20 protein-coding genes and 3 tRNA genes are annotated in these 24,355 nt (G+C 34.8%); 17 read left to right on the plus strand and 6 right to left on the minus strand.

Translation table 11 applies throughout. The features are described 5' to 3' along the window. Positions 1-394 precede the first annotated feature (394 nt). Entirely contained in the window at positions 395-625 is a 231-nt protein-coding gene (locus RINTHH_RS02565) for a NifU family protein (RefSeq protein ID WP_008232537.1), read from the plus strand. A 993-nt stretch (positions 626-1,618) separates the two neighbouring features. Here RINTHH_RS02565 and RINTHH_RS02570 read toward each other — a convergent pair. Continuing rightward, positions 1,619-2,554, minus strand: coding sequence for an alpha/beta fold hydrolase (locus RINTHH_RS02570; RefSeq protein WP_008232538.1), 936 nt, complete (start codon positions 2,552-2,554; stop codon positions 1,619-1,621). A 546-nt stretch (positions 2,555-3,100) separates the two neighbouring features. Between RINTHH_RS02570 and RINTHH_RS02575 the strand changes: the two genes are divergently transcribed. Continuing rightward, positions 3,101-4,339, plus strand: a complete 1,239-nt coding sequence (locus tag RINTHH_RS02575) for an MFS transporter (protein WP_408005747.1) — start codon at positions 3,101-3,103, stop codon at positions 4,337-4,339. Positions 4,340-4,404: 65 nt separating this feature from the next. Here the strand turns inward: RINTHH_RS02575 and RINTHH_RS02580 are convergent. After that, positions 4,405-4,478, minus strand: a tRNA-Arg gene (locus tag RINTHH_RS02580). Between the two features lie 665 nt (positions 4,479-5,143). Between RINTHH_RS02580 and RINTHH_RS02585 the strand changes: the two genes are divergently transcribed. The 6 genes from RINTHH_RS02585 to RINTHH_RS02610 all read left to right on the plus strand — a co-directional run bounded on the left by RINTHH_RS02585 (position 5,144) and on the right by RINTHH_RS02610 (position 10,169). Continuing rightward, entirely contained in the window at positions 5,144-5,407 is a 264-nt protein-coding gene (locus RINTHH_RS02585; protein WP_008232541.1) for a 2TM domain-containing protein, read from the plus strand. A gap of 110 nt (positions 5,408-5,517) precedes the next feature. Continuing rightward, positions 5,518-5,826 carry a DUF3181 family protein gene (locus RINTHH_RS02590; RefSeq protein ID WP_008232542.1) on the plus strand — a complete coding sequence of 103 codons (309 nt, stop codon included), beginning with the start codon at positions 5,518-5,520 and terminating at the stop codon, positions 5,824-5,826. A 105-nt stretch (positions 5,827-5,931) separates the two neighbouring features. Continuing rightward, a tRNA-Pro gene (locus RINTHH_RS02595) sits at positions 5,932-6,005 on the plus strand. 1,283 nt (positions 6,006-7,288) lie between these two features. Beyond that, positions 7,289-8,296 (plus strand): metal ABC transporter substrate-binding protein, encoded by a 1,008-nt coding sequence (locus tag RINTHH_RS02600; protein WP_008232543.1) that lies wholly within the window; start codon positions 7,289-7,291, stop codon positions 8,294-8,296. 116 nt (positions 8,297-8,412) lie between these two features. Beyond that, positions 8,413-9,162: a metal ABC transporter ATP-binding protein gene (locus tag RINTHH_RS02605; protein ID WP_008232544.1), complete on the plus strand. Its 750-nt coding sequence runs from the start codon at positions 8,413-8,415 to the stop codon at positions 9,160-9,162. A gap of 146 nt (positions 9,163-9,308) precedes the next feature. Beyond that, a complete protein-coding gene (locus RINTHH_RS02610; protein WP_008232545.1) occupies positions 9,309-10,169 on the plus strand; it encodes a metal ABC transporter permease in 861 nt (286 codons plus the stop codon). 594 nt (positions 10,170-10,763) lie between these two features. Here the strand turns inward: RINTHH_RS02610 and RINTHH_RS02615 are convergent. Beyond that, positions 10,764-10,850, minus strand: a tRNA-Ser gene (locus RINTHH_RS02615). Positions 10,851-10,932: 82 nt separating this feature from the next. Between RINTHH_RS02615 and RINTHH_RS02620 the strand changes: the two genes are divergently transcribed. The 6 genes from RINTHH_RS02620 to RINTHH_RS02640 all read left to right on the plus strand — a co-directional run bounded on the left by RINTHH_RS02620 (position 10,933) and on the right by RINTHH_RS02640 (position 14,989). Then, positions 10,933-11,301, plus strand: coding sequence for a 2Fe-2S iron-sulfur cluster-binding protein (locus tag RINTHH_RS02620; protein WP_008232546.1), 369 nt, complete (start codon positions 10,933-10,935; stop codon positions 11,299-11,301). 326 nt (positions 11,302-11,627) lie between these two features. Further along, complete coding sequence (locus tag RINTHH_RS02625) at positions 11,628-12,176, plus strand: thermonuclease family protein (RefSeq protein ID WP_008232547.1); 549 nt, start codon at positions 11,628-11,630, stop codon at positions 12,174-12,176. Between the two features lie 71 nt (positions 12,177-12,247). Continuing rightward, a complete protein-coding gene (locus RINTHH_RS02630; RefSeq protein ID WP_044304427.1) occupies positions 12,248-13,066 on the plus strand; it encodes an inositol monophosphatase family protein in 819 nt (272 codons plus the stop codon). 91 nt (positions 13,067-13,157) lie between these two features. After that, positions 13,158-13,391 (plus strand): hypothetical protein, encoded by a 234-nt coding sequence (locus RINTHH_RS10650; protein WP_155943888.1) that lies wholly within the window; start codon positions 13,158-13,160, stop codon positions 13,389-13,391. Continuing rightward, complete coding sequence (locus RINTHH_RS02635) at positions 13,321-14,583, plus strand: ATP phosphoribosyltransferase regulatory subunit (RefSeq protein WP_044304429.1); 1,263 nt, start codon at positions 13,321-13,323, stop codon at positions 14,581-14,583. Before RINTHH_RS10650 ends, RINTHH_RS02635 begins: the two co-directional genes overlap by 71 nt. Before the next feature lie 181 nt (positions 14,584-14,764). Further along, positions 14,765-14,989, plus strand: coding sequence for an indolepyruvate ferredoxin oxidoreductase subunit alpha (locus tag RINTHH_RS02640; RefSeq protein WP_008232550.1), 225 nt, complete (start codon positions 14,765-14,767; stop codon positions 14,987-14,989). Between the two features lie 762 nt (positions 14,990-15,751). On the opposite strand, the gene purB is transcribed toward RINTHH_RS02640, so the two are convergent. Next, entirely contained in the window at positions 15,752-17,047 is a 1,296-nt protein-coding gene (gene purB, locus RINTHH_RS02645; RefSeq protein ID WP_044304431.1) for an adenylosuccinate lyase, read from the minus strand. A 1,243-nt stretch (positions 17,048-18,290) separates the two neighbouring features. On the opposite strand from purB, the gene rpsO reads away from it, so the two are divergent. The 3 genes from rpsO (at position 18,291) to aroF (ending at position 20,454) form a co-directional block, all read left to right on the plus strand. Further along, positions 18,291-18,560: a 30S ribosomal protein S15 gene (gene rpsO / locus RINTHH_RS02650; RefSeq protein ID WP_008224779.1), complete on the plus strand. Its 270-nt coding sequence runs from the start codon at positions 18,291-18,293 to the stop codon at positions 18,558-18,560. A gap of 10 nt (positions 18,561-18,570) precedes the next feature. Continuing rightward, positions 18,571-19,053, plus strand: coding sequence for a PAM68 family protein (locus tag RINTHH_RS02655; protein WP_008232552.1), 483 nt, complete (start codon positions 18,571-18,573; stop codon positions 19,051-19,053). A 366-nt stretch (positions 19,054-19,419) separates the two neighbouring features. Beyond that, a complete protein-coding gene (gene aroF / locus RINTHH_RS02660) occupies positions 19,420-20,454 on the plus strand; it encodes a 3-deoxy-7-phosphoheptulonate synthase (RefSeq protein WP_008232553.1) in 1,035 nt (344 codons plus the stop codon). 271 nt (positions 20,455-20,725) lie between these two features. Here the strand turns inward: aroF and RINTHH_RS02665 are convergent, their stop codons facing one another. After that, positions 20,726-21,613 carry a hypothetical protein gene (locus RINTHH_RS02665; RefSeq protein WP_008232554.1) on the minus strand — a complete coding sequence of 296 codons (888 nt, stop codon included), beginning with the start codon at positions 21,611-21,613 and terminating at the stop codon, positions 20,726-20,728. Between the two features lie 607 nt (positions 21,614-22,220). Beyond that, positions 22,221-22,811, minus strand: coding sequence for a DUF1517 domain-containing protein (locus RINTHH_RS02670; protein WP_044304434.1), 591 nt, complete (start codon positions 22,809-22,811; stop codon positions 22,221-22,223). Positions 22,812-24,355 lie beyond the last annotated feature (1,544 nt).

Genomic DNA, 24,355 nt, shown 5'->3' on the forward strand with positions numbered 1-24,355 from the left:
CTTCATAAAAGATAAAGGTGGTAATAAAGAACTTTAATTATTTACACTTACATCAATGATTATGCTTTGGGAGCAAGATATTAAATAAATAAAATCCATACAGTAAAATCTATAGAATTAATAAGTAAAGTGAATAATCTTGCATACCCACATAATATATCCTATACATGAATGGTTTCAAAGACTTAGGTAAATGTCATGATTTTTGCTCAATCCACTTATGGCGATCTTGAATCAGTCTAAATATCTGTGAGGAGGAGAATATTTAATACAAGTTACTAGTCTAGCAGCTTGAAAAATTAGAATATTAGGATATAAATATCCCAGCGGTTAAATATACCATTATAATTAATCTGGTGAATAAGTCTACTTGAGTTTATAGAGGTAGTAAACAATGGAATTGACAGTAGAAAATGTAGAAACTGTATTAGATGAAATGCGTCCATATCTTATATCTGATGGTGGTAACGTAGAACTAGTGGAGCTTGATGGCCCCATTGTAAAACTTCGTTTGCAAGGTGCTTGTGGTTCTTGTCCTAGCTCTGCCATGACTTTAAGAATGGGGATTGAACGTCGTTTACGGGAGATGATTCCAGAAATTTCCGAAGTAGAGCAGGTTATTTAAAAGTTAGTTTAGCTTGCTATAATGGCATCATTTGCAGAACAACTCTTCTATTACTTTCAAATAAAGAGCTTTTAGTTAGGAATTTATAGTTATATACCCTATTTTCAGTTTATAACAGTACACTCTTGCTTAAACCCAAAATTATAGGGATTTAGATAAAGGGATACTAGCAAGAGTGACTATTTCTAAATAGTATCACATAGACAGTAAAACATTTAAATAAGTGACAATAAATGGAAAGGTAAACCAAGATCTTAAAAGATTAAACGTATACTCATATTTGCAGTTTTCTTGGTAAAAGAATATAGAGCTAGTCAGAAAAAACGCTAAGGAATAATATAAGGTTAGATTTCGATCGGTAAAACTTTATAAGTGTAAATTAATGAAATTATTAAGTTTCTACTGGGTAGCAGCTTAAAATAATCTTCACTAGTAAATAGGATTACTTAATGTCAACTTAAACACTGGTTTATTTGCTAGCAGGTCTATTTTACAAGATAGAATACCCAAAACTGGAAAGTCTAAAAAATAAACTGTTGGTATTACTCATACTCACATACAACTCTACGTGAAGTTCCATATCAGTTTTATTTAGTCAAAACTTAAAATATTAAGGCACTAGAATAGTGACTAAAATAATATGTTTATCCTTCACAATACAATTCAAACCCCTTATATAAAAATTCCACCCGTGGCTTTATTTGGTTAGATAATATGAAGACTTATTATCTCCTACTAATCTAATAGTTTGATTGTTTCTCTACTATTGAATACTTATGAATTATGATTACTATCAGATGCTTTTATAGGTAATATCTTGACTTGTAAAAACTGTTTGAAATTGAATTTCTGGAAGTTTTAATAGTATACATCTAGCATTTTAGAAGTTGTTTATATACCTACCTATATGCAATATGCTTAAAACTGTCAGAAACAGCTCTTTATTTTAGGAATATAATCAAGACACTAATGCGGAAATTATATATTTCCATTTTAACTAGTTAATTGCAAGGCAGTTTTATTCCTTTGATTTTTTTTCAAGTTGTGGTCAATCCAATCCAAAATTAATTTATTAATTTCTTCTGGATTTTCATCATGAGGACAATGCCCAACATTATCCAAGTATATTACTTGTAAATTTTGATTATACTGGGCAAATTTTTCTGCCAGCACTGGGGGAATTAACTTATCTTGGTTACCCCAAATTAATAGAATAGGAATAGTTAAGTTAGATAAAATATCTTTGATATTAGGACTAAAATTTTTACTGGTAAAACCCTGCAATAAAGCTACAAAGGTACGGGCTGAACCATGGTCTTGTGGAGGCCTTGCAAAAATATCTATTAATTCATCAGTGACAGCTTCAGGATTGGCGTAAGCGATGATAACCCAACGACGTAACACAATAGGATGGCGTACTATGTAAAATAGGGGTTTAAGTAACAACGGTGATACAACCATGTTCTTAATACCCATTACCACAGGATGTAAAAAAGCTGGGGTTATTTTTTCTTCCCAAGAGAGGTCAGGTAAGCTCATAATCACTGCGCTCTTTACTATTTCTGGATGGCTTGCAGTTACAGCTAAGGAGATTAACGAACCTATAGAATTACCTACCAAGACTACTGGCTTACGAATAAAAGCTCGCCAGAAATCATATATTTGCTCTACCCAAAGCTTCACCTTATAATTAGCCGGAGCTTTTTGGGAGGCACCAAAACCCAACAGATCCAAAGCATAAACTGTGTGGTAACTACCCAATACTTCTAAATTATTTCTCCAATGACCAATGGAAGCACCAAAACCATGGATCAAAATCAGCGGTACTTCTTGAAGAGAATATTCGTGGGGGCGAATGAAAGTATAGCGAATTTGCCAACCCCTCCAAACCCAGTTTCTCTGATTTCCTAACTTATCTTGCCACTTCATAAACCTCTCTCAAGCTAATCTCCACAATAAAACTCTATGACCAGGAATTTTAGAGCTGTTTCATATAACAGTAAAATCTATGTTTTTCTATCCCCATCTGTTCTGGTTTACTTAGTCAAGTATCCCTATGAAAGTGAAACAGCCATGACATATTCCAATCTCGATTTTTAAAGTCACTTTACAGATGCTAATGGTATCAATAACTATTAGGAATTAACCCCATTATGACCTTTGAAATTAAGGCTTCCCAAGAAGTTTTCCAATAGAGTATTTAAGACTATACCCCTCTAATATTCTATAGCTTCCAGGTTTTGGGAACCTAAGCATCAAAAACTAGCAGAATAGTCTCTCTCCAAAAGAATATTATTGATATCCAAAGCGCCTAGAGTTTATTTACTCTATAGTCTGAGTATCTAAATAATGGCATTTCAGGAAAAATTATTACAGTTAGTTTGTTATATTATGTAATATTAAGTAATCTAAAATAAAAGTACCAGGGAAAACCCTGCCCATTTTTATACAATACATAACTTACTCCCATGTACCATCAAAATGTTGCAAATATCAAAGAAACAATTGCGCCATAATATATTGGTGTTGTTTACGGCAGGTTTTTTATTCTGGTGTAGCATGGGCTCATTATTACCTACATTACCCCTTTATATGCAAACAGTAGGAGCAAACAGACAGCAAATTGGGATTGTTATGGGTTGTTTTGCTATAGGAATACTGTTATCCCGGAGATGGATGGGAAAAATGTCTGATTCCTACGGACGTAAAATAGTATTATTAATAGGCACTTCTGTAGTGGCTATTTCTCCTTTATGTTATTTGGCAGTGAGTTCCTTACCCCTATTAATGTTGATTCGAACTTTTCACGGAGTAAGTATTGCTGCTTTTGCTACTGCTTATTTAGCTTTAGTAGTGGATTTAACACATGTGAGTAGACATGGAGAAGCAATTGGATATATGAGTTTAGTCAATCCCCTAGGAATGGCAGTTGGTCCAGCTGTAGGGGCATATTTGCAGGCGGAGATGGGCTACTCAGCCTTATTTATTGCTTCTTCTTTCTTTGGTTTACTGGCATTGCTGTGCATTGTATCCGTTATTGACCCTCCTACTCACAAACAACCCACAACAGTAAAACAAAAGGGTTTTTGGACAACTTTAGCTAGTCCTAGAGTTAAAATTCCCTTTCTGGTAATGTTTTTTTTGGGAGTAAATTTTGGGACACTACATACTTTTATTTCCTTATTTATAAAAGATACAGGAGTAGATTTAAATGCAGGACTATTTTATGTTGTAGGTGCAATAGCAAGTTTCAGTTTTAGGTTATTTGGTGGACGGGCCAGCGATCAATTCGGCAGGGGTTTGCTTATAACAGTAAGCCTTGCAGTCTATGGGTTAGGAATGTTTTTTATCTGGCAAGCAAATGATATTAATACTTTTCTCTGGGGAGCATTTTTAGAAGGAGCAGGTTATGGTACAGCTGTTCCTATAATTACTGCGATGATGAGTGACCGCTCCCGGGCTTATGAAAGAGGACAAATATTTGCAGTATGTATTATGGGTTTAGATTTGGGAATTGCAATAGCTGGCCCCATTATTGGCTATATTGCACAACAATACGGCTACCGTAATGTTTTTGCCTTAGCTACGCTATTAACTCTCTGTGCAATTCTTGTATTTCTTGCTTTTTCCAGCAAGAATATTCAAAACTCCATAAGTTTTGCCTTGGGTAAAGGTAGAGACTTTTATGCCTTGAATAATAATCCCCCAAGTTAGTGTAAGGGTAGTACATTTGAGTTGGGACGGGTGAGCATTTTTCTCAAACTGTCTCCCGTAATATACGGACGAGGAGGGATTCGAACCCCCGACACCGTGGTCCGTAGCCACGTGCTCTAGTCCACTGAGCTACACGTCCTTGCGAGTAATTTATGATAGCATAGGTTAGCCAAATAAAGCAAGGAGACTATATAAATTTAATCTACTTAGAGACCCAAAAGCATTCACAGAGGGTAGATATATCGACAAAAATAGCTACCAATTACTACTAAAGTATAATGCTTACAAGCAACTTTGCTGCAATTGCAAGATGGTAATACTCTCAAAAGAGATGTACTAGTAACTGCGAGATTAGTGGGAATTGGGGGTTTGTGTATGGTATTTAAACAGATATCTAACTGAATCCCTTTGTATCAATCACTATCAATACAGAAAGTAGAGATACTAATAGATACTAATTCTATTTGATGAGTATCACTAATGATTAAATCCAATCGATGGTCAAAACAAAAGCGGAAACTATAGTATAGATTGACTGCTTTTTCTATAGCAGCTTTAACCTTAATATGTTGTCTGAAAAAGCGCTGGAAAAATCCATTCAAATTGAATCTGTTCACTATATTATTAGTAAGCCTGGTGGCAGATAAGCGGATTAACTTAGTGGTGAGTAGTAAAAAGACGAATAAGAAAGATATAAGGCTATTCCCTTGTTTATCCAAAATTTAAAATCTATAATTGTTTGACTCTATATCCCGTAAAATAATTACTGCTGAAGTTTTTTAAAAACTACCAAACATAAGATTTATGCCTCCCAGTTGGCCACGAAAACCCAATCGCGAAGATCCAGCCTACCGTAAACTAGATGATCGCATGAACTTTGCTGTTCATTTAGCAATTCTGGCTGCTAGCAATTCTGGATTGTGGTTCTTCCATATTTTTATTAGAACTAACAAGCAATGGCTGTATTGGTTCACTTCTTCCTGGTTGGTTTTACTCTTAATTCATTTTCTCTATGTGGTTTTAATTGCCGATTACACAGAAGCCAATAGTGAAAACGATATAATTTAATTCAAGGGAAAACAGTAACCCAAATTGCTCATTTCCCAATGCTATTTTTAATGTGGCTATAACATGGGAATAAAGTACGAATACAATATTCATTAGATGGGGTTATTCTGATGGTTTCAACTAATACCAACAAAATAATAGAAGCACTAGCATTTGAAATAGGTGATAATCTATACATAGATATAGCCAAGTGGCATCTTTATCTTTCCAATGCAAAACTACATACAGTAGTAGCAGAAAAAATGTACCCATTATTAGTAGATAACACAATAACTGAAGATCGAATTTTTGAGGTGCTAAGTTCAATTCCGGTGAAAATTGGAGGAGGAAAAAAAGAACTGCCTTTGACTGATTTACTGACCTTGCAATCTCAAATGCATCTAGTTAATATCATGAGAACATTTCAACAGGAGATTTGAATTTTATTGCTAGTCAATTTAATGTGGCTGTTTAAAAAAAACTATAACAGCAGAAATAGCCTGGTAATTGTGATAAAATCACAAACTACTACTGCTGTGTAGTAACGGGATGTAGCGCAGCTTGGTAGCGCACTTCGTTCGGGACGAAGGGGCCGCAGGTTCGAATCCTGTCATCCCGATTAGTATAAATTTTATTCCTTTAAATAGATATAGCAACATTAATATATCCTTGACCCATTGATCAAACAGCTTAATTAGATAATTGTGTTAATCCCAATAAATAAGTCTGTATTACTTTTGGCATATTAGTAGACTTAGAAAGTTTAATGATTATTAGACTTTTTCTTGCGGTGAATAGAGTCACCAGATTATTTTCCTACTTTATCAATCCATGAATACATAAAGTATTACTAATACTAATTCAACCCTTGATATGAAAATGTTCAAACTTTGATATAAATATTCAAAACTTGTTGATTTCTTGAGCATATTGAAGAACATGGTACCCCTAAAGGCAATCATTTTTACTTTTATGTAAATATGCTCAACTTAATCAATCATTACCCACCCAACCGCATCGAAATGTATAATTTATCTTAAAAATTTTTCTATAGAATTTTATCTGCCTTCTGATAATCTAAAGCATACTCTAAAACCTTTTGTAATATATGCGTTTAGTCATGAGGTTAAGCATGCTTTTCATTAAAGCAAAGTTTTATTAAGTCGGGGAGTATATAACATTTGAATTAAATAATAGGATATGGCCAGATTCTTTCTGATAGTCACTTAATTAGGTTTTACAACTCATTTTTTTAGTATCCTACAGTAGAATAAATTGAATTAATTAACTGCTAGTTTCTACAACTAACTGAGCCACCCTCACCAGATTCTTGCCTGGTTTTCATTGTGTATAGGATTAATAGTAAAGTGCAATCACTGTTTTCTAAAACAATTTATAAAACTAACTCCGGAATAAACCTTCTAATACAGAGAAGTCATAGATTTAGGATTTCATACCACATGCTTATTGTTTGTATAGGTATTAATAATTGTTCTAGTTTATGATTACGCCGTCCCAAATGTTTCTAACGATGAGAATTATAGAAAATATAATTAAGAGAATTACAGCAATTAGCAGGAGTAAGTAAATCTACTAGTAAAAGTTAAAGGGTTATATTTTTTCTTAGTTATTATATTTACAAACAAATTGCTTGAACACTATAATGGATGTTCTACCTCATATAACTATTCTATAATTGCGCCCTTAACAAGCTCCTCGTCTCAGCATTTCAATAGCTTAAATAGCATAAGTCTTGATCTGATTTTTTTGACTGTAGCACCTCTAATATTACATAAATTAACAGTTGTCAGGAAATTATATCCTTGAATTTTTTTATTAGCAGGTATGATTGATGTCATACGGAAAATGATATAACAATGAGATTTCCTCGAAAAGATCTACATGGCTAACTTTTTCAGTAGACATTCCCATATAAAAGTATTTAATTTTACCCGTAGCATATCAGAGCTGATTGCAACTGCAATAGTCTTTGTGTTTTGCTTGAGTGGGTGTATTCCCTTGGGTAAGATGTCTAGCAAGACAAGGAAGGGGTTTACTATTACAAAAGATGCTAATACGCGAAATAAAAAAGTTATTCTCACAACCTTCACAATACTTGCTGATATGGCTCGTAATGTTGCAGGAGAAAAATCACTTATTGAATCTTTAGTTAAGCCAGGTTCGGAAATTCACGGCTATGAGCCTACCCCCAGTGATATAGTCAGAGCAAAGAGTGCAGACTTAATATTAGATAATGGTTTGGGTTTAGAGCGATGGGTAGAGAAGTTTTATAGCAATTTAAAACATGTGCCTCATATAACCTTGAGTAAGGGCATTATGCCGATCAACATCAGAGACAAGACCTACGGAGGACAAACAAATCCTCATGCTTGGATGTCACCAAAATTGGCTTTGAAGTATGTCGAGAATATTCGTGATGCTTTGATATCATTAGATCCAGATAATACAGAGACTTATACTGCTAATGCACTAGCTTATGGTGAAAAGATTAAACAAATTGATCAGAAGTTACGAAGAACCGTTGAAAAAATCCCGGTGAATAGGCGTTTTATCGTGACTTGTGAAGGAGCATTTTCTTATCTAGCTAGAGATTATGGGCTAAAAGAAGTATATTTGTGGGCAGTTAATTCTGAGAAGCTAGCAACTCCACAACAATTAAGAAAAGTCATCAGAATAGTTCAAGATAATCAGATTCCCGCAATCTTTTGTGAAAGTACTGTTAGTGCAGATGTTCAAGAACAAGTAGCAAAAGAAAGCAACACAAAATTTGGTGGTGTTTTTTATGTCGATTCACTTACCGGAGTAAATGGGGCTGCACCAACTTACTATAGGTTAATAGATTACAATATTAATGCTTTTTCTAATGGTTTTAAAAAGTCGAAAAACTGATGGTTATTTATTAGCTTTGTAGATAAGTGTATAACGTATTATTTAGCATTTGTTTTTTGATAAAAAGCTGCAATATATCATTGAATACAATAGAATTCAACAAGTTATAAAATATTATGTCTATAACTACAGTTAGAGTGGAAAATGTCACAGTTACCTACAATGGTAAAGTAGCTTTATATAGAGCAAAACTAGAACTAAAGTCCGGGTCTATAATTGGCTTAGTAGGGATGAATGGTTCTGGAAAGTCGACTTTATTTAAAGTCATTATGGGCTTTGTACCTCATAAAGAGGGATATATCCTTATTAAGGAAATGCCTATAAAAAAGGCACAAAAGCAGAACTTGGTTGCTTATATACCTCAATCTGAGGACATAGACTGGGACTTTCCTATAAGTGTCCAAGATGTAGTAATGATGGGGCGTTATGGCTATATGAACTTATTAAGAATCCCCAGCTCAGATGACTGGAAGGCGACAGCAGAGAGTTTGTCAAGAACCAACATGAGTGAATTCAAATATCGACATATTGGAGAACTTTCAGGGGGACAAAAGAAGCGGGTATTTATGGCACGTGCCTTGGCACAAAGAGCAGAAATAGTTCTTTTAGATGAACCTTTTGCAGGAGTAGATATTCAAACAGAGAAAGCTATGATTGAACTCCTATTAGAATTAAGAAATATGGGCCACACAATTTTAATTTCAATCCATGACCTACCTTCTATTTCCACATTTTGTGATGATGTGGTTTTTATTAATCGCTCTATTCTAGCATATGGGCCTACAAGAAGAGTTTTTACTGAAGAAAATATTGCCCTCGCATTTGAGGGAATGATACCAACTAAAGAAATTGTGAATGGTAAATAATTGCTCCCTACTTACTAAGTGAATCACAATTCAGCAGTAATATTAATTAGAAAATACTTCAACTCTTTGCTTAACCTTATCTATTTTTATAAGTTTCTATAATTTCCAACTTTTTATGCATAAGAAATTATCTGGAGAAAAATATTTTGATTATTGAAACAATTTGGCAATGGTTTGTTGCTCCCTTACAATTTGAATTTATGCTCAAGGCTATATTTGTCAGTGCATTAGTAGGATTTGTTTGTTCAGTTTTTTCATGTTATATGACCCTGAAAGGGTGGGCTTTAATGGGGGATGCGGTATCTCATGCTGTTCTTCCAGGTGTTATTATCGCCTATATTTTGGGTATTCCCTTTGCGATAGGGGCTTTTGTATTTGGCCTAGGTTCAGTGATTTCAATGGGGTTTATCAAATCCAAAACTCGAGTTAAAGAAGATACAGTGATGGGTTTAGTTTTTACCGGCTTTTTTGCTTTTGGTTTAGTACTGATTTCTAAAATACCAAGTGGTATAGATATAATACATATTCTCTTTGGAAATGTTTTAGGTATTTCCGACCAAAAATTAATTCAAACAATTATTATTTGCACTGTTGCAATAATATTCTTGATGATATTGCGTAAAGACCTACTACTATTTTGTTTTGATGCAACTCATGCTCGTGGTATTGGATTAAATACCACCGTACTGTATTATGTATTATTAACATTATTAGCTTTAACTATTGTTGCTGCGCAACAAACTGTGGGAATTATTTTAGTAATTGCCATGCTAGTGACTCCTGGAGCAACCGCTTACATGTTGAGTGATGACTTTGGCAACATAACATTAATTGCTGTTATTTCTGGAATCTTTTCAGGTGTTGTAGGTACTTATATTAGCTACCATATTGATGCCGCAACAAGTGGATGTATTGTATTATTACAGACTCTATTATTTGCAATCTCCATGGTTTTTGCACCTAAGCATGGACTTTTAGTAAAAACACTAGGAATACATAGTCATTGAATTAGAAACTGTTGAATTGTAATATGAATGATGTGGTCGCAGACCAGTAATATAGCCGGGGTATATCTCTCGAGAAATAAGCAAAATCTAGGGACCTTGGTAAATTCTCACAATTAAAGCACCACCTAGAGTACTTGTAAAACTTATTTAATTTAAAGTTTTTATCTGGTAAATAAGAGAAATATATAGTGTTGGCTTGGCATCCAGATAAAAAGTTATAAATACCGAGCAGATATTGAACCAAGAATACGGTGAATAATTAAATTGAATGAGAAAGTCTTTATTCTCCATAAGAAAAATGGATTATGTCAGTAGATAAAACCCAGTCAAATAGATATCTATAGAAATATTTTGGGGTAAGTTATTTATGCCAGATTTAAATTTTATGGTGGAACAGGGCAAATAATTTTGCCATAGTATCTTCAATGATCTTGATGGTCATTAATAACCCCTGCTGTCACAAAGTCAGGGGGGACTCACTTGACAGCGGAGCAAGGCAATTAAATCAGACACAATGAAGTTATATAATTGTCACTACAACACCTAAATCACTTCTAAAGCAATCCCTATTAAGATTTATGTTACGAGTACTAACGGAGAGAGAGGGATTCGAACCCTCGTATACGTTACCGTATAACAGCATTTCCAGTGCTGCGCCTTAAACCACTCGGCCATCTCTCCAAACACTATGAGGTTTTATCCTACAATGAAATTCTACAAACTGCAATCATTAAAGAATATATTTCACAATTAGTATTAAAAAATGTCGCAAGATTATAAAGTTCAGATTCACGACCATGCTAAAAGTATAAAGTATAGTTTAAAAGTCCCTGATGATTACTATATTCTTCACTCTGCAGAACAACAAGGTCATGAGTTGCCATTCTCCTGTAGAAATGGTGCTTGTACTACTTGTGCTGTAAAAATATTGTATGGAGATATTTACCAACCAGAAGCCATGGGACTATCTCCAGAATTAAAGGATAAAGGTTATGCTCTATTGTGTGTTAGTTATGCTTGCTCTGATTTAGAAGTTGAAATTCAGGAGGAAGATAAGGTGTATGAGCTTCAGTTTGGGAAATTCTTTGCGAAGGGTAATGTGAAATTAGGCTTGACATTGGGTGAAGACTAGACTCTGTAAAAAAAGTCAGGAGATAAATAATGGCTATTCTTACTATTAAGAATAGCCATTGTTGCATTGCTATTCAATCAAGATAAAATCTTTAATCCATAAGAAATATGTTTTTCATCATGAAATTAATCGAATACAATATATTGGCTACACTCGACGCAAAAATGATGACTTAATGAGTTAAAAGTTTTCAAATATATACTAATTAGACCTAAACCATTATCCACAAGATTTATTTGATGGTAGGTAGGAAGATTAACAAGTAAATAATTTCTCACTTAAGTTGATACTTATACCTTGATAGTGACCTTGGTTGTGGAATAGATATGTTTGACATTAGAATTTTCCAGTATCATATATTAGTTTCAAGTTGTATTATTTTCCTTCTAGTCGGAGGATGTGAGTTTGTTAAAAAGTCAGAAGAAACAATTAAAATACAGGTAAATGTAAGTCAAGTGGTTAGTGGGCAAACCTTGGAAGTAAGAGGTATAAATAATCAGTCTACCTTGATTTCTCAAGTTAAATTAATTGGTGTAGAAGCACCTAATCTGCGTCAACGCCCCTGGGGAATGAGGGCAAAAAAAAGACTACAAGAACTGATTGGTAAAGGAAAACCAATCATCCTAGAATTGGATATTCTTATCCAAGATAAAATTGGTAGAACTCTAGCTTATGTGTGGAAAGATGGGACACTATTAAATGAGCAGTTAGTTAAAGATGGTTATGTATTATATGTATCAAGTACACCAAATCAAAAATATACCCCCCGCTTGGAGCGTGCCCAACAATGGGCAAGACTTACGGGCGGGGGAATTTGGAACCCAGAAAAGCCTATGCGCTTAAGCCCTCATGAGTTCAGTCGTCAGTATTGGTGAGAAATAATATGGGGAAAAATAAATGAATGATTTAACAATTTCCTATTGGATTTATAATCAAAAATTTAGTTATGTCTAATCTAAAAATATTTCTCGATGTTGCTACGGAGGGAGCATTGGCTGCCGGAGCCCTTTTGCAAGACTATCTAGGCAAAGTAGAAGATACAATTATGGAAAAAGAGCGACCAGGAGATTTAGTGACTGTAGCAGATAAAGAATCTGAAGCAGTTATATTGGATTGTCTGCACCGCCATTTTCCTGAACATGCAATTCTTGCAGAAGAGTCTGGTAACTTAGGAAACTATCAAAATGAATACCTCTGGGCAATAGATCCTTTAGATGGAACTACCAATTATGCTCATCAATATCCTTGTTTTGCCATTTCTATCGGTTTGTTGATCAATGGTGTTCCTAGGTTGGGTGTAATTTATGATCCTCTTCGTGGCGAATTATTTCAGGCTGCTATGGGTTTAGGAGCTACCCTAAATCGTCACCCTATTTGTGTTTCTCAAACTAATAAATTGGGCAAATCCTTATTGGCGACTGGATTTGCTTATGATCGCCGGGAAACACTAAATAATAATTATGCAGAGTTCTGCCACCTTACCCACTTAACCCAAGGAGTAAGACGTAGTGGGGCTGCATCTATCGACTTAGCACATGTGGCTTGTGGACGTGTTGATGGTTATTGGGAAAGAGGTTTATCCCCCTGGGACATTGCTGCTGGAGTAATTCTAGTCCAAGAAGCTGGGGGAAAAGTTACTGCCTATGATGAGGGGCCACTAAAACTATATTCTGGAAAGATTATGGCTACAAATAGTATAATACACAAAAGTTTAAGCCAAGAGCTGTTACAGGTACCAGCACTGAATACATGGGGCCAAAACTAATTTTGAATTTATAGCCCCTTATAATAACAAACAAATTAGACTAGAAAATGCCTTTAAGACTTAATTTACTAGGCAATTTTTCTGTGTTCTCATGTTAACGTTAAAATCGGCTCATGATGCTTCTGAAATATTGCAAAGATTTTGGGGAAATTTATGGCTAACAAATCTAAAACCAGTCTTGTTGGGTTTAGATCAGAAAAGAAGTCTGAGTGTGGTGATTTATTTTGTGGTTTGTTTGGTAGAAAGAAAAAATAATGGTGTATCAACCCCCAGCAGGAGCCAGGGACTTGCTGCCCTTGGGTGTGGCTCAAAAACGCTGGATTGAAGATAAGTTACAGCAGGTGTTTCACCGTTGGGGATATCACAGAATTATTACCTCAACCCTGGAGCGTATGGACACATTGATGGCCGGGGGAGCAATTCAAGACTCCACAGTCATTCAACTGCAAAATGCCAATGATGAAGAATTAGGGTTACGTCCAGAATTAACAGCTTCCATTGCCCGCACAGTGGTAACTCGCATGGCTGGTAATTCCTATCCTCAGCGTCTTTACTACAATGATAGGGTTTTTCAACGTCCGCCCAATATACAACATAATCAACCTCAAGAATTTTTTCAAGCTGGAGTGGAATTGCTCGGTGGTGGTGGATTAATCGCTGATGCTGAAGTCTTGATGATTGTTGCTAATTGCTTACAAGGTTTAGCAATCAAGTCATGGCATTTAATTCTCGGAGATGCAGGAATTACTCGCTCACTATTAAAAATTTTCCCTCAACAGGTACGTCCTCAAGTACGCCAAGCAATTGCTAACCTTGATCGAGTTGCTATTGAAAAATTGTCATTGAGTGAAGAGCTAAAGGCACATGCTAAAACCATATTAGATTTACGTGGTAAGCCTCATGATACTCTCAAAAAAATCTATAAATTTGATTTAGGAAAACCCCAGAAAGAAGCAGTAAATAACCTAAAAACGTTAGTGGATTTAATTGAATCCCAAGTCGACTTATCTTTAATCCTTGATTTAAGCCTCATTCAAACGATTGATTATTATACTGGAATTGTATTTGAGGTCGTTAGCAACGCAGAAACAGGAGTAACTATTCTAGGTAGAGGAGGTCGATATGATCAACTATTAGGGCTATATGATCCTCAGGGAGAAAGTATACCTGGTATTGGTTTTGCCTTTTCAATAGAAGGTTTATACCAAATACTTTTACAAAATCAGCAATTGCCACAGGCAATTCCTACTACTAACTGGTTAGTAGTTCCAGAAACCCCCGACGACTATGGTTTAGCCTTTGCCCATGCCCAAAAACTCAGGGATTCCCAACATTTAGTCAGAGTCGAAGTAGATTTGGTTAGCAAAACGGCCGCAGAAGTCAAACAATATGCTATTGACCGAGGCATTCTTCAAATTGCCTGGATTAAAGCAGGTTCTTTACCAGTAATTGAATTAGTCCACAACCAAGAGAAATCGCAGAAGTTTAATTATTTGCTTAACAAACCCAGTAGATGATAGTTTTATCTTTTGCACTTAATACTTGATTTAGGTTTTACCTTAATGAGTGATATCTATCACTATTGTAGACATATAACAATAATGAAGACAAAAGACGGTCTTAAGTTCAAATTCGCTTAAATAAGCAAAACCAAAAGTACCAAATCCAAAGAAAGAAAAACATAAGAGAAGAAAATCCATGACACATACAATTGTAACAGGAGTCTGTGAGGGTATTGCAGACTGTGCAGATGCTTGTCCAGTAGCTTGCATTCACCCAGGCCCAGGTAAAAATGCCAAAGGTACTGATTGGTATTGGATTGACTTTGCCACTTGCATTGATTGTGGTATTTGTCTTCAAGTATGCCCTATTGAAAATGCTATTCTTCCAGAAGAAAGACCAGACTTACAGAAAACTCCATAAAGAATAAATTTCTATAAGGAAAAGCTCATTATTTTTTAGCAAAATAGCAAGACCATATTTAGTTTGAGACGAACAATAAATATCTTCTTTCAGGTAAGATTTACATACGTTTTGTAAACTTGATTTTAATAGTATGGCAACTGAATTATTATTGCAAATTTTAGACTAATGCTATTATTTAAAACTTTGTTAACAAAAAGTCAGCAAAATGCTATTTATATAGCTTAGACTGAATTTTCGAACTTACCTACAGGTTATTTTAGCTTAAAACCTAGATACCAAAATATATATGATATTGAAACTGCTTAAGAATCACTGGAATATAACCAAATTTTCGAAAAAATCCCTACACAGATAGCAATTTATCTATAGCATTGAGTATAAATCATTACCTTATATATTCCTATGATATTACCATAGAAATAGTTGTAACTATTTGAGTCAATATAATAGTTATTACCAACTATACAATAGCTAATGAGTTTATGTTTCAGCATTTCACTAGCAGTTTGTTGTCAACATATAGGTTTAAATTTGACTAATGTAAATGAATATTCACTTAGAACATATTAGTTATACAATTTGATTATTCCAGAATACAATTGGTAGACTAAGCCTATGACTGCTAGTCTTATTAGTTATTTATCACTTTTACTTTCTCTCTATAGCCAACATTGCAAATTCAGCATTTTCATGTCCAAAAGCAATTATCGATGAAAAGACCATAGGCCTAATTATATAGGGAGGCTAAATAATATGTTTCTATATATCAAGGCGTTGATATACCTGATCTAAATGTTGGAGATGATATTGAGGATCAAAGCAAGTTGCAATTTCTTCAACAGATAACTTCCCATTAATACGGTCATCTTGACTAATTAAACTACGGAAATTTCCATCTGGCTTGTTCCAAGCTTTGTTTGCATTTTCTTGTACCAGTATATAGGCTTCTTCCCGACTCACTCCTTTTTTTAACAAAGCTAATAATACTCGTTGGCTAAATACCACACCCCCGTAACAATTCATATTCCGAGCCATATTCTCAGGATATATGAGGAGATTTGTTACTAAATTAGTTGTCTCCTCCAACATAAAATAGGTCAAAATACAAGCGTCTGGTAGAATCACCCTTTCTACAGAACTGTGGGAAATATCTCTTTCATGCCATAATGCTACGTTTTCCAAAGCAGCCACTGCATAACCCCGAATAATTCTTGCTATTCCAGTTAAACGCTCTGAACAAATTGGATTGCGCTTGTGAGGCATAGCACTAGAGCCTTTTTGACCTTTAGAAAAGTATTCCTCTACTTCTAAAACATCTGTTTTTTGCAGGTTGCGAATTTCCACAGCAAAACGCTCAATTGATGAAGCAAGCAGTGCTAATAATTGTACGTAATTAGCATGACGATCGCGGGAAATTACCTGAGTCGAGGCACTATCTGGTTTTAATCCTAACTTCTTGCAAGCAAGCATCTCTACCCTAGGTTCTATATTTGCATAAGTACCAACAGCACCAGAGATTTTTCCGACAGCAATATTTTCCTGTAATTGGTTTAAACGTTCTTGATGGCGTAAAACCTCAGCTAGCCAACCAGCTAATTTAAAACCAAAAGAAATAGGTTCTGCATGAATACCATGGGAGCGGCCAATCATTACTGTATATTTATATTCCCTGGCTTTATTACGTATTGCTACGATTAACCTACCCAGGCTTTGTAACAACAAATTCAAACTAGCTACTAATTGCAATGCCAAAGCTGTATCTAGCATGTCCGAACTAGTCATACCCATATGTATATAACGTCCTGCATCACCAACAAATTCATTAATATTTGTCAGGAAAGCAATTACATCATGGTTGACTTCAGCCTCAATTTCTAATATCCGTCTAGGGTCAAAATTAGCCTTTGTCTTGATCTCTGCAACTGCCTCTTTTGGGATATAACCCAGTTCAGCCTGTGCCTCACATACAGCAATTTCTACTTTTAGCCAAGTTTGAAATTTATAATTATCATTCCAAAGATTGGACATTTCTGGCAAAGTATAACGCTCAATCACAATTCTCTATATTGTAAATACAACTGTCACATTGTACAGGAGAATGGAATAAAGGAGGCACGAGAAAAATGGAGTAAGATAAAGGGAAACAATCATAAACTGATTAGTTCTGCAACATACATGATTAGAAACATCATGGATATATCATAATAACAGTTTCCACAATAGTATTTATGTAACTCTTCTACCTGTAGATATTGTTGGTAATTTCCTTCGTTTCAACATCTGAACAAATCTTTTGATTTTTTCATTCTTAAACGTTACATCTTCACACAATAGAATCAGGGAATAATTGATGATATTAACAAATAATTGATTCTTCGATGATATCTTGAGCAAACTTCACAACGTATCTCAAAAAAAGTGTTTATTAGAAATACTCACAGCCTAGCCACTTAAAGTCAACTAGCTAGCGTTACAAATGAATATATTGCAATAATAAACTCTTGTTATAGATGATATTAAGTAAATAACATACCATGATTATATGGGAATGATATAAACTTTCTGAGTAACCTTGTGCAACCGAACTTTGCCCTATTCATGTCCAGGCAGTTAAATTAAAATGACGCATTTATTAAGTAATTCACAGGAAAATCAAAAATAGTATCATAGGAAATTTAAGAGATTTTAACTTTCAAGTAAAAATCTGAATTAAGCCTACTTGTACATTCTATTGTTCTCTAACGATTAGAGATAATGTCAAAATTATATTATGGACACCATGCTAGGTACTCCATTTTCGCTAAACCTTGCTGGGAAAATGGGATATTTGTTCATTAGTTGTGATATTAACCTTAAAATTAACATATGGAAACTGCTCCCCTGTTCATAGCAGTAGCGTTTCGAAGAATACTGGATTGGTAGCGTTGACGACTGACAATTCAGGAACAAGGATCATAGTAAGTAAACTAGCTGTTATGATAGTCATCTAGCTTGTGCTTCATGTTTGCAGAAGTAAGATTGGCATACCAATCAAATATCCCCAGAATGACAGTATGATTATTTCCAAACACCAAGTCTTAAAAACTTTACTCGGTTTTCAAAAAACCAATAAAGTCATTTAACTTGTTGAAACATACAGCTATAGAGGAAGCATTTCATATTTTTGGGTTTTGGAATCATAAATAAATATTTAAACTCCATAAACCAGACCAAGGACCAAATATTCAAGTATTGTGATAGCATTTGGAAATTGCTACATAAATTTAAATATTCATGATGGAATTATGGTGATGGAATTATGGCTCTGACGCAACAGCAAAAACAAGAAATTATTTCCCAGTATCAAGTTCATGATACTGATACTGGCTCATCTGATGTACAAGTTGCAATGCTAACAGAGCGGATTCAACGCCTCAGTAGTCACTTGCAAGCTAATACAAAAGACTATTCTTCCCGTCGCGGTTTATTAAAACTTATTGGCCAGCGCAAACGCCTTTTGGGTTATATAAATCAACATAATCCTGAACACTATAAAGCCTTAATCCGACGTTTAGGTATTCGTGGGTAGGTTTTATCCTGTGTCTATAGAAACAGAAAGAAATCAGCTTGCCTTTGCATCAAGCAAAAAGCGTGAAAATTCTAATGAGGCTAATACTAAAACGGCAAAGAATTTTCAGAGTAACCCTGCTAAGCGAACAGGATATTCTGAAAATGCCGGCTATATAAAAGAGCAACTAGCAATACCTAGGGCAGTTAGTCAAAGGATGATAAGAAGAGTTGCTGCATTTTGTGGTATACCAACCTTACTAAGCATTTCGACTCTTATTATTAGCTATTTGATATTGACTTACACGAAGGTTGTATTGTCTCCTGTAATAGTATTGCTATTAAGCCTAGGTTTCTTTGGATTAGGATTTGTCGGTATTACCTATGGTGCAATATCTGCTTCCTGGGAAGAAAATAGAACTGGGGGAATTATAGGTTTGCAAGAGTTCAGTACCAATTGGGGACGAGTGACAGATATATGGCGTGAGAACAAGCAGAAAAAGCATAATCAATAGTGTTTGTGTTTAATATTTAAATATGAACTTTCTCTGTTGGGTAAAAATATAATCAACGTTTGATCGTCCTTGGAAATAGTGTTTTCTCTGATTCTAGATAATAATTGTCCAGAGTCAGCTGTTAATATTAAATTTTATTCAAGTCAGACCCAACACTGCTAAGTATAATTACATACAAATGTTGCTTTTATCATACGGCCCGTGTGCCTAACGGGTCGATGTTAAAGACAAGATTTAGGTTTTTAGCCAAAGCCACTAGGAAAATAAATTTTTATGGAAATTTTTCATACCAGTAAGAATGGTGTACTTAATTATCATTAGCTAAGTTATTTGATAGGTAAATTGAACACAGTCAGGGAATTTGGCATGATTGTAGTAATGAAAATCGGCTCCCCAGAAGCAGAAATTGACAGAGTTACTGATGAACTCTGTACTTGGGGCCTGAGTCTGGAGAGGATTATTGGTAAGCATAAAGTGGTTATCGGTCTAGTTGGTGAAACTACTGATTTAGATCCATTACAAGTTCAGGAATGTAGCCCTTGGATTGAACAGGTATTAAGAGTGGAAGAACCCTATAAGCGGGCTAGTCGGCAATATCGTCATGGGGAAGCTTCTGAAATAGTAGTAAATACTCCAGAAGGGGACGTAGTGTTTGGAGAACACAAACCCTTGGTTGTAGTTGCTGGTCCTTGTTCTGTAGAGAATGAGGAGATGATTCTTGAGACAGCAAAATGTGTTAAGGCCTCAGGGGCAAGATTTTTGCGTGGTGGTGCATATAAACCTCGTACTTCTCCTTATGCCTTCCAAGGACACGGTGAGAGTGCCTTGGAATTATTGGCAGCAGCTAGTAAGGCTAGTGGTTTAGGTATTATTACAGAAGTAATGGATTCTGCTGATTTAGATATTGTAGCTGAGGTTACGGATGTGATCCAGGTAGGATCAAGGAATATGCAGAATTTTTCCTTATTGAAAAAGTTGGGAGCACAAGAAAAGCCCGTCTTGCTCAAGAGAGGTATGGCTGCAACAATAGAAGATTGGCTGATGGCTGCAGAGTATATTTTAGCTTCAGGAAACTCCAATGTAATTTTATGTGAACGGGGAATCCGCACTTTTGATCGCCAATATACTCGTAATACACTTGACTTATCGGCAATTCCAGTATTACGGAATTTAACGCACTTGCCAATTATGATCGATCCCAGCCATGGTACAGGTTGGTCATCCTATGTGCCATCTATGGCAAAAGCTGCAATTGCTGCTGGTTGTGATTCTTTAATGATTGAAGTACATCCAAACCCTCCAAAAGCTTTGTCTGATGGCTCTCAATCTTTAACACCAGAGGCCTTCGATGGTTTAATGAAAGAACTTTTAGTAGTGAGCAAAGTCATGGGAAAGCTGTGATAAACAGAATCTGCTGTATTATAAATATTCCTACAAAAACACTATAACAGTTATCCTGGGCATTGTGTTTTAATGATAAAAATGAAGTAGTTGGGGGACTTTCCCCCCAATTGCCCCTAAACTTAAGACCTTAACTCCCTTGATATTTTTAGCATTGACTACTAAAACTTATAAATTTGGAAAGTAGAGGTTTATATGTTTGGACATTATTCTTAAGTTAAGAGAAATAGAGTACTATCGACACTGAACTTTTTCTTATTCCGTTATTATCTCAACGCATCCTCCTACGTCTACCGCCAAAACTCCTAGTGGGAGTGCGATTTATAGAGCGGCGGTTACTGCCAAAACCACTATTAGAATTACGTCTTATTATAGGGCTAGACTTACCAGAACTTTTCAAATTACTACTACCAAATCCAGAACCAGTACTACGATCACCAGTTTTCTGTCTTTTGGGTGTGCGTATACCTGCAGAAGCGTCAGAGCTTCTTAAAGAGCCTGTCTTGCGGAAAACGGTACGATTCTTAACCTCTGCCGGAGGCTGATTATAGCGCTGGCGGTAATTATCCACTGCTGCATTATAGCTATTACCATAACCACCGTAGCCACTGAGGTTAGCACCTGGCTGATAAACGGGTGGTACATAATATTGTGGTCTAAACAACAAACCACCTAAGGCTTGACCTGCTAGAGCTCCAGCAAAGGGTGTCCAGAAGTTACTTTCCTGACGTACAACTACAGTTTCTTGTTGTCCAGTTTTAGGATTAATTTTATTCTCAGTAACATTATGGACATAATCCAACTTAAAGTCCTCTGTGAGATAGAGCACTGATTGCTCATCATCTACCTTAAGATAGGTTTTTTCACCTTGTTTTATCTGCTCATTTGTTAGTCTTGCCATTTTTAACTTACTGGAAGTATAAATTGGTGTAGGGCTGTTGAGCAAAAATAATGTATAGTTACCATCGCCATCATTATACCTGGCTTGTTGTACTGGATACTGACCGCTCCTAATTTGAGTTTGAGGTACTCTTTCTGCCTGGGCACTTCCATTAGTTAAATTACTAGACTCCTGAGCACCACTACAACTGACTGTAGTCAGGCATAAAGTCAGCGTTAAAAAAACAACCGTAAACTTTTCTAATATCTTCATCAGCATTTTACTATAAATCCCCTTTCTTTTTGAGCTTAACAATGACCCTATGTCAACAGTCAAGTAGGGGCTACCACACTGCAAAATATTATTCAAAATTACGAGGCAATAACTTATACAGATAATAGCCTAATTGAATGAAGTATCTCTTGAATATCTGCTAAAAAATTCTAAAGCCTTCTGCGAACAGAAAATAAATTCTTTTCCTTACAAGTTTTCTGTTACAAGAGGTTTCACAACTTAGTTAATTAAGTAAGATCCTAAATTTTCTAGCACTTAAAAAATTGACCTAAAACTTCAATCAAGTGTTAGGAATTTTGTATGATATGAATTGTACTTCATAAAATTCACAGTTTATGTAAGATTAGAAATGACTTTGTATAATTATGAATAGCCCCAATTACTAAATTACAAACCTATAATAGGGTGAATGTGTATTCTGACAATTATGTTAGGGATTCAGATAATTATTCAACTATTATTTCTATGTTATTACAGTATGAAATAATTACAAGTAATACATTGGTTACAGAATTATAATTTAACCCCTTATTGATTCTCAAAAAATCTCATCAGACTTCATTCTCTTATCTCCTAATCGATGAGAATAACTTTATAAGGGTATCAATTCAGGATAATACTGAATTAACTGATCGTTGGTAAGATCATCCCCAAATTGAGCAGGGGAAAAGTGAATTTGGATGGCCTGGAGTAGATGATTATAATGTAAATTAATAATGGCTTTAAGACCCTTTTTAAGGGCTGTAGTATCGGCTATACTTGTTTCTAGATCTTCTACTTCTCCTTTATAAGCTACTGTAATCATTACTACTACATTACGAGTTACCGGAAGGGATAAAGGATATTTATCATCTGCTTCAATATAGCTTGAACTGCTCAGATAACGTTCAGCAGAATCAGTAAATATTTCATTTACATAATCTCCAGCATCTCCTTCGTCCCAAAATACATCTCCTTCATTGGCAGCAGATAGCCAGTTTTCATCGTATTGTAGTAGTGTCTGACACACTTCTACTAATTCTTCTCCCAAAATATCCAAATTACCATCTGCATTGATTGCCTTACGAGCCACATCATTTAACACTCCCAAAATTGGAGCAATATCAGGGCCAGTTAAATGTACAAATAACCTGCAGACTACATAACGGGTATATCCCATCATTTTATTAAATGCGTTCCGCATATTTTACTCCTAAACAATCACATTCATTACAGCAGTGGTATATTGCATTATCTTTGTGCAACATACTCACCTTAACCAAGGTATTTTTCTAAGATAACCCCTATGCACCCTTTTATAGGTTACTTGCCTTTATAAAGCGCATACCATTTGTAAAAATACGAGACCATTATCTAATAATTTTCTCCTTTTATTGGTTGCTTATTAACAGCCTGAATTATATGAAGCACGGGGATTATCCTTATGTACTCACTTAATTACCTAGATAGTATTATCTTTTAAGTAAAAAAATAAAGATAAAAGAGATAATAACTTATGGTGTATTTCCTGGTGTTGTTCATAGGACAGATATACGAAATTACTCATCCATATCATATATGTCTTTTAGTTTAATTATCGTCTCTGATTCTGGTTTTCACACCTCAAATACATCTGCTGCATACAAACAGATTCAGGTTTTTTCTGAATGTCTTATTTACTTCCCTGATTTGTATTTTAGTATTTTCTTATTATGATCTTATTATTATATAATCTAATTGTTCATATAATACTTATTTTTCCATGACAAGTAATTATCTACTCCAATTACTCTATTACTAACATTCCTAATGCTTTACTGTCTAGATAGACTAGCAGATATTTTTCAAAACTTGTAATATTTTCCACAGTATGTAACTCCTTATTAGTAATGTTCCTCCTCAACATTAATACTTGCAATAACTACTAAATATATAAAACTATAGTGATAATAAAAACAAAATATAATATTTTGCAGGAGGGGTAAAATTAAATATTTATTCTTTTCTTTTTATAATAACTCTATTGATATATAAGTATTTTGCTGAAAGTCTAAATTACGACATACAGATAAACTCATTGTAAGTGGCTTATGATGAAAATTGAGAGACAGGATACTCACCATTTTCATGAGTCTGCATTCAGAATGATTGATGCTATAAAATTATGTTTAACTATAGCCTTAGTTTCCAAGAATACCTTGAGTTGTTGAGGAGTATATTCGAAATTATCAATAGTTTGTAACTATAGTTAAATACAAGTCTGGCAATATTACTAACCAACAAAAATACTCTGATTATGGAGATTGCAATTACTTCATTTTCACATCTTGAAATTTAAATCAGATAACTATCCGTATGATAGATATCTGATATTATTTGTGTAATAAATGTGTTTTTTTATTTAGAAATAAAGTACAATTACTGATGTGATTCTTCCATATTTCCCATAACCTTAGTCAAAATATATTTTGACTAAGGTTATGATGGGATTGCTAGGCAACACATATTTCATAATATGGCCTGCCATAACAACAAGTTTTTTTAATTCTTACAGACAATTCTTCAAGGAATAATTCAATTGGGTTAAATGAAAATACTTACTCCTGAGTATCTTCCTGGTTCTGCTTTAAGGAACCAGTGGGGGCATGAACCTTGGATTTCATGTAAGTCTAGTTGTACGTAACATTCATTAATGATTGATGACTTTTGTTCGACAAAACAAATATTGTTTTGTCAGGTGGAATTTGA

Source organism: Richelia intracellularis HH01, from assembly GCF_000350105.1.
Lineage (GTDB): Bacteria > Cyanobacteriota > Cyanobacteriia > Cyanobacteriales > Nostocaceae > Richelia > Richelia intracellularis.